This is a genomic window from Saccharomonospora saliphila YIM 90502 (assembly GCF_000383795.1).
GTDB classification, from domain to species: Bacteria; Actinomycetota; Actinomycetes; order Mycobacteriales; family Pseudonocardiaceae; genus Saccharomonospora; species Saccharomonospora saliphila.
In genome coordinates, this window is sequence record NZ_KB912712.1 from 3,018 (window position 1) to 9,569 (window position 6,552).

5 protein-coding genes are annotated in these 6,552 nt (G+C 72.4%); 1 reads left to right on the forward strand and 4 read right to left on the reverse strand.

The genetic code is table 11. The features are described from left to right. From SACSA_RS0117545 to secA2, 3 genes are all read right to left on the reverse strand, one after another. On the reverse strand, nt 1–350 hold a 350-nt coding region (locus SACSA_RS0117545; protein WP_019819039.1), incomplete at its 3' end, for a methylated-DNA--[protein]-cysteine S-methyltransferase. 1 nt (nt 351) lies between these two features. Beyond that, complete coding sequence (locus SACSA_RS0117550; RefSeq protein ID WP_028661987.1) at nt 352–2,085, reverse strand: NAD+ synthase; 1,734 nt, start codon at nt 2,083–2,085, stop codon at nt 352–354. A gap of 79 nt (nt 2,086–2,164) precedes the next feature. Beyond that, a complete protein-coding gene (gene secA2 / locus SACSA_RS0117555) occupies nt 2,165–4,489 on the reverse strand; it encodes an accessory Sec system translocase SecA2 (protein WP_028661988.1) in 2,325 nt (774 codons plus the stop codon). Between the two features lie 94 nt (nt 4,490–4,583). Here secA2 and SACSA_RS0117560 point away from each other — a divergent pair, with 94 nt between their 5' ends. Further along, on the forward strand, nt 4,584–6,155 hold the full coding sequence (locus tag SACSA_RS0117560; protein ID WP_028661989.1) for an alpha/beta hydrolase: 1,572 nt from the start codon (nt 4,584–4,586) through the stop codon (nt 6,153–6,155). Here SACSA_RS0117560 and SACSA_RS23580 read toward each other — a convergent pair. Continuing rightward, nucleotides 6,104–6,552, reverse strand: a 449-nt coding sequence (locus SACSA_RS23580) for an LppX_LprAFG lipoprotein (protein WP_019819043.1), incomplete at its 5' end; no start/stop codon positions are given. The two genes, SACSA_RS0117560 and SACSA_RS23580, sit on opposite strands and share 52 nt — an antisense overlap.

Below are 6,552 nucleotides of genomic sequence, written 5' to 3' on the forward strand. Positions count from 1 at the left end.
CCGAGCGCCTCCGCGACCTCGCCGTAGGTGCGTGTGTGCCCCGGGGCGATGGTGCGGACGACGTCGTAGACCCGCCGGTGGAACGGCGGCACGCCGCTGGTGTCGAGCGGCACGTCGGCTAGCGGGTCGTGCTCACCCCGCAGCAGCGCGGTGATGCCCGCGACGGCGCGTGCCGCGTGGCCCTCCGGGACGCGCTTGACCGCTTCCGGAAACGCACTCCGTACCCACGAGCGCAGCTCTCCGGCGTCGTCGGTGGGCAACCGGCAGCCGAGCACGGCCTCGGCACTGAACACGAGGCCGCAGACGCCGAGCCGGGTCTCGAAGACCGCGAACCCGCACCGGGCGGTCACGTCAGTGCACCTCGCGCCACGCGTTGGTCATCGGCAACCGCCGGTCCCGGCCGAACGCCTTGAACGTGATCTTGGTCCCCGGCGGGTACTGGCGGCGTTTGTACTCAGCGCGGTCGACCATGCGCACGACCCGGTCGATCACCTCGGCGTCGAATCCGGCCGCGAGCAGGTCGGAAAAGCCCCGGTCTCCCTCGACGTAGTCGTCGAGGATGTCGTCGAGCAGCGCGTAGTCGGGCAGTGAGTCGGTGTCGAGCTGGCCGGGGCGCAGCTCGGCCGACGGCGGCTTGGTGATCGAGTTCGGCGGGATCGGCGGCGTCTCGCCGCGCTTCTCCGCCTCGGCGTTGCGCCAGCGGGCGAGCTGCCAGACGTGGGTCTTGAAGACGTCCTTGATCGGTGCGAAGCCGCCGACGGCATCGCCGTAGATCGTCGAGTACCCCACGGCCAGCTCCGTCTTGTTGCCGGTGGCCAGCACCAGGTGCCCGTCCAGGTTCGACAGTGCCATGAGCAGCATGCCCCGCACCCGGGCCTGGATGTTCTCCTCGGCCAGCCCCGTGCCCGCCAGCCCCAGCTGGTCCACGTAGGTCGCCACCATCGTCTCCACCGGCTCCTCGCGGTAGTGGCAGCCCAGCCGCCGCGCCAGCTCGGCCGCGTCGGAACGCGAGTGCTCCGAGGAGTATCTCGACGGCATGGACACCCCGTACACCGCGTCCGGGCCGAGCGCGTCGACCGCTAGCGCGGCACTGACGGCCGAGTCGATCCCGCCGGAGAATCCCAGCAGCACCGAGGAGAAATGGTTCTTGCGCACGTAGTCGCCCAGGCCCAGCACCAGCGCCGACCACACCTCAGCCTCGTCGGGCAGCGGCTCGCGCACGGCCAGGCCGTCCCCCGGCGTACTCGTGGTCGGCGCGGGCGCCACCCCACCCCCGAGGTCGGTGCGCCGCACCGTCAGCCCGGCCGACGAGCCCTCCGTCCTGTCGCCGGTGCCGGGCAGGTCGAGGTCGGTGACGAGCAGGTCCTCGGCGAACTGGGCCGCCCGCGCCAGCAGTTCCCCGTCAGCGCCCACCACGATCGAGTCACCGTCGAAGACGAGGTCGTCCTGCCCGCCGACCAGGTTGGTGTAGACCACGGGAGCCCCGGCCTCGGCCGCCCTGCGCGCGACCAGCGGCAGGCGCACGTCGTCCTTCGACCGTTCGTAGGGGGAGGCGTTGGGTGAGACCACGACGTCCACGCCCGTCCGGCCGAGCGCGGTGACGGGCCCGCCCTCCTGCCACAGGTCCTCGCAGATCACCATGCCGATGTCCGCGCCGTGCACCCGCACCACGTCGAGCGTGTCGCCAGAGGCGAAGTAGCGGCGCTCGTCGAACACGCCGTAGTTCGGCAGGTGGTGCTTGTACTGGGTGGCCACCACCTCGCCCCGGTACAGCGCGGCGGCGGCGTTGCGCGGCCCGGTGGCGTCGGCGTCGAGGTATCCGACGTAGGTCAGCACCTCCCCGCATCCGGCGTCGGCCAGTTGCCCGGCGAGACGGTGCAACCGCGCGACCGAGGCGGACGAGAACGCGGCGCGCAGCGCGAGGTCCTCCACCGGGTAGCCGGTCAGCGACATCTCCGGGAACACGACGACGTGCGCTCCCGCGTCCGCGGCCCGGCGGGTCCACCGCACGGTCAACTCGGCATTGCCGTCGAGGTCGCCGACGGTCGTGTTCACCTGGGCCAGGGCGATGCGCAGTCGTGGCATGTCCGCCATTGTCCCGCACCCGCCCCGGCGCGCGCCCGGTCGGCCGGGCGCGCTCAGGCGTGCTTCCTGCCTGGCGTGCTCAGGCGCGCTTCTTGCGCAGTGTGGCCCGCACCTTCTTCAGCGCCTGCTCGGCGTCCGAGTCGAACGGGTTGTCGTGCACCAGGTAGGTCCAGGTCGAGGTCGGCCTGCGCACTCCGGCCCCGGCGAGGTCGACCCCGTCGTCGGTGATCTCGGCCTCCCGCAGCGTCGCCGCCGCTCGCCGCCGCGCCTCCGGCTTGATCTTCTGGAACTCCGGGATCGCGGTCCGGTGGAACTCGTCGAGCGGGGCTTCCTTCGCCAGCGCCCGCAGGTGGATCGTCTCCCGGACGTCGGTGAGGAAGGCCAGGTGGTCGGCCCACAACTGGTCGAGGTGGAACAGCAGGATCTCCCGGCAGACGCGCGTGAGCACGTCCTCGTCGAGCGACTCGGCCAGCTCGGCGTAGCGCTCCGGCTCGTCCTCGCGCAGCGTCTCCCGTGCCAGGTCGGTGCGCAGCACCTCGTCGCGGTGGGCCAGCACCCGCGCCCGCTGGTGTTCGATCAGGCGCGTGTACCGCCAGGTGTTGCGGTGGATCTCCAGATCCACGCCCTCGGCCACCCGCTGCGCGTGGTTGATCTGCCGGTGCGCGGCGGCGTCGGTGATCTCCCCGGTCTCGTCGTCGGCCGGGATGCCCTCCGGGACGTCCGGCGCGTGGGCCAGCACCAGGTCGTCGCCGAGGCTGGCGAAGAACACCGAACTGCCCGGGTCGCCCTGCCTGCCCGCCCGGCCGCGGAGCTGGTCGTCGAGCCTGCTGCTCGGATATCGCGCGGTGCCGATGACGTGCAGTCCGCCCAGCTCGGACACGCGTTCGGCGTCCGCGCCGTCGGTGCCTCCGAGCCGGATGTCGGTGCCACGGCCCGCCATCTGCGTCGACACGGTGACGGCTCCGTACGTGCCCGCCTCGGCGATCACCGAGGCCTCCTCTGCGTCGTTGCGGGCGTTGAGCACCACGCAGTCGATATCGGCCTTGCGCAGCTTCTCGGCCAGCTCCTCGCTCTCGGCCACGTCCTGGGTGCCGACCAGGATCGGCCGCCCGGTCTCGTGCACCGAGCGGATCTCCTCGACGATCGCCCGCAGCTTGCGCGTCGGCGTGGTGAACACCCGGTGTGCCCTGTCCTCGCGGATCGTCGGGGTGTTCGGTGGGATCACCGCGACCTCAAGCCCGTAGAACTCCCGGAGCTGTTCGGCCACGGCCACCGCCGTGCCCGTCATGCCCGCGACCCTCGGGTAGCGCGCCAGCAGCGCCTGCACGGTGATCGAGTCCAGGATCTCGCCGTGGTCGGACGGCGGTAGCTGTTCCTTGGCCTCCACGGCGGCCTGCAACCCGTCCGGCCAGCGCTGGAGTTCGGCGACCCGCCCGCGCGATGCGTTGATCAGCCGCACCTTGCCGTCCCGCACGAGGTAGTCCACGTCGCGGGTGAGCAAGGCGTGCGCGTGCAGCGCCGCGTTGACCGCCGCCAACCGCCCGGTGCCCTCCTCGGCGTAGAGGTCCACCCCGCCGAGCGACTTCTCCACCACCGACGCGCCCGCGGGCGTCAGCCAGGCGTTGCGCCCGTCCGGGTCGGTCTCGTAGTGCAGGTTGACCCGCAGCCGCCGTACGACGCGCGCGACCTCCTCGTCGGCCACTCCGGCGTCCACGGACCCGGCCATCACCAACGGCACGCGGGCCTCGTCCACCAGCACCGAGTCGGCCTCGTCGACGATCGCGACCTCGGGCTCTGGCTGCGTGCGGTCGTCGACGGCGGTGACCATGCGGTCGCGCAGCACGTCGAACCCGATCTCGCTGACCGCGCCGTAACACACCTCGGAGGAGTAGGCGTCCCGCCGCTGCTTGGCCTCCAGCGCGGGTTCGACCCAGCCGACCGAGACGCCCAGCAGGTCGTACACCGGACGCATCCACTCCGCGTCCCGGCGCGCGAGATAGTCGTTGACCGAGATGACGTGCGCCCGGCGGCCCGCGAGGGCGTGCCCGGCGGCCGCGAGCGCGCCCGCCAGGGTCTTGCCCTCGCCGGTGGCCATCTGCACCACGTGCCCGGTGAGCAGGCCGAGGGTGCCCAGGAGCTGCACGTCGAAGGCGCGCTCACCCAGACGTCTGCGGGCCGCCTCGCGGCCGAGCGCGCACACCTCGACCAGCTGGTCGTCACCGAACTCGGCGACCTCGCGCAGGGCGGCCGCCCGCTCCGTGAGCTCGGTGTCGGAGAGCTCTTCCAGCTCGGGCTCCCGTTCGGCGATCACGGGCAGCAGTGCCTCGTAGCGGGTCAGCTCCACGCTGGCGGGCTTCTGCATGAGTCGCCGCACCTTCCTGCCGACCCGGCTCCACAACGCCACCAGCGCCTCTCCCCTCTGCTTCGGCCTGTCCCGCACAACGCGTCCGGGTGCCTTCCGGTTCCTGTCCCACTCCCGTGGTGGCACGATCACGGGCGTGCACACCAGGAAACGCTACCTGCCTGCGGCAACCGTCCTGCTCGTCGCGACGGTGACCGCCTGTTCCGACACGGCGGAGTCCCTCGGCCCTGTCGGCCCCGTGCCCGAGGGGCTCGAGCAGTTCTACGCGCAGCCGCTCGACTGGGAGGAGTGCGAGCCGTACTCCACCTCGGCGGCCACGCGGCAGGCCTTCGCCGCCGACGGCATCGAGTGCGCCCGGATGACCGTGCCGCTCGACTACTCCGCACCCGACGGCCCCACGATCACCGTGGGCGTGCTGCGGGCGCGGGCCGAGGACCCGGGGCAGCGCATCGGGTCGGCGGTGGTCAACCCCGGCGGCCCCGGAGCCTCGGGCATGGCCCAGGCCGCCCGGATGGCCCAGGGATCGTGGGACGGACGGCTCGCGCAGCGCTTCGACCTCGTCGGCTTCGACCCTCGCGGCGTGGGGGCCAGTGAGCCCGGCATCGACTGCCTCACCGACGCCGAGGTCGACGCCGAGCGCGCCGACGTGGACGAGTTCGACGGCAGCCCCGAGGGTGTGGCCGCCGCCGAGCAGGAGGCGCGGGAGTACGGCCGCAAGTGCGCCGAGAACACCGCTCACGGGGAACGGATGCTGGCCAATGTCGGCACCCGCGACGTCGTGCGCGACCTCGACGTGCTGCGGTCCGTCCTCGGCGACGAGAAATTGACCTACATCGGGTACTCCTACGGCACGCGGATCGGTTCCGCCTATGCCGAGACTTTTCCCGGCAACGTGCGGGCCCTGTTGCTCGACGGCGCGGTCGACCCCGAGCAGGACGCCGTCGAGTCGCTGGTCGCGCAGTACGAGGGCTTCGGCTCCACCTTCGACGAGTTCGCCGCGTGGTGCACGCGTCAGCGGGAATGCGCCCTCGGCCAGGACCCGGAGGGCGCCGTCGAGGCCTACCAGGACCTCACCCGCCCGTTACTTGACCAGCCGGCCCCGCTCGGCGACGGCAGGGTCCTCTCGTACGAGGACGCCACGACGGGCACCGTGGCCGCCCTGTACAGCAGGGAGTATTGGGACACGCTCAACACCGCCCTCACCGCGCTGGCGAGCGGCCAGGGCCGCACACTGATGGCGCTGGCCGACAGTTACCACCAGCGCGGGCCGAACGGGTCGTACTCGAACCTCCAGGAGGCGTTCACCGCGATCAACTGCGTTGACCAGCCCCCGGTGACCGACCCCGAGCGGTACCTGAACGCCCAGCGCGAGGTCCTCGAGGCCGCCGAGTTCGTCGACCCGGGCCTTCCACCGTCGCCCGCCCGGGACGCCTGCGCCTTCTGGCCCGTCGAGCACACCTCGGAACCGCACGTGCCGGACGTGGACGGTGTCCCCTCCGCGCTGGTGATCTCCAGCACGCACGACCCGGCGACCCCGCACGAGGCGGGCGTCAACCTCGCCGAAGCACTGGGCGGTGGGCTCGTCACCTTCGAGGCGGCCCAGCACACGGCGTTCCTCACGGTGGGCAACGAGTGCGTCGACCGGGCCGGAACCGACTACCTCGTCGACGGCACGCTGCCGCCGGAGGGCACTCGCTGCACGCCGTGATCCCCGGTGACCGTGGACGCGACCGGGACGTCGTGCCGGGTCAGGGCCAGCTCGAGCACCACCGCACCCTCGTTCTTCTGCCGGGGCGGCACCTGGACCCACACGCGCCTGAGGTGTCCGGGCGCGTCCGCGCCGACCCAGAACTTCACGTCGACGTCGGCGTGCACGCCCGGGACGAAGGCGGCGACGGCTTCACGCGGCAGTTCGCCGCCGACGCGGTAGGTCGCGACGTCGTCGAGATCCTCCCGGGTCTCGGTCTCAAGGCCCCGCGCCTGGCGCAGTAGCGTCCCGAGTCCGGTCGCCGGGTCGAGCAGCCGAGCGGGCGCGACCAGTTCCGGTACGGCCCGCTCACGCACCGCTGGGGCCCCGTCGCCCCCGCCGACGGCACCGTCCGCGG

Excerpts from the sequence above, each read along its gene's own strand:
- SACSA_RS0117550 (WP_028661987.1), bottom strand. The coding sequence starts at position 2,085 with ATGCCACGACTGCGCATCGCCCTGGCCCAGGTGAACACGACCGTCGGC.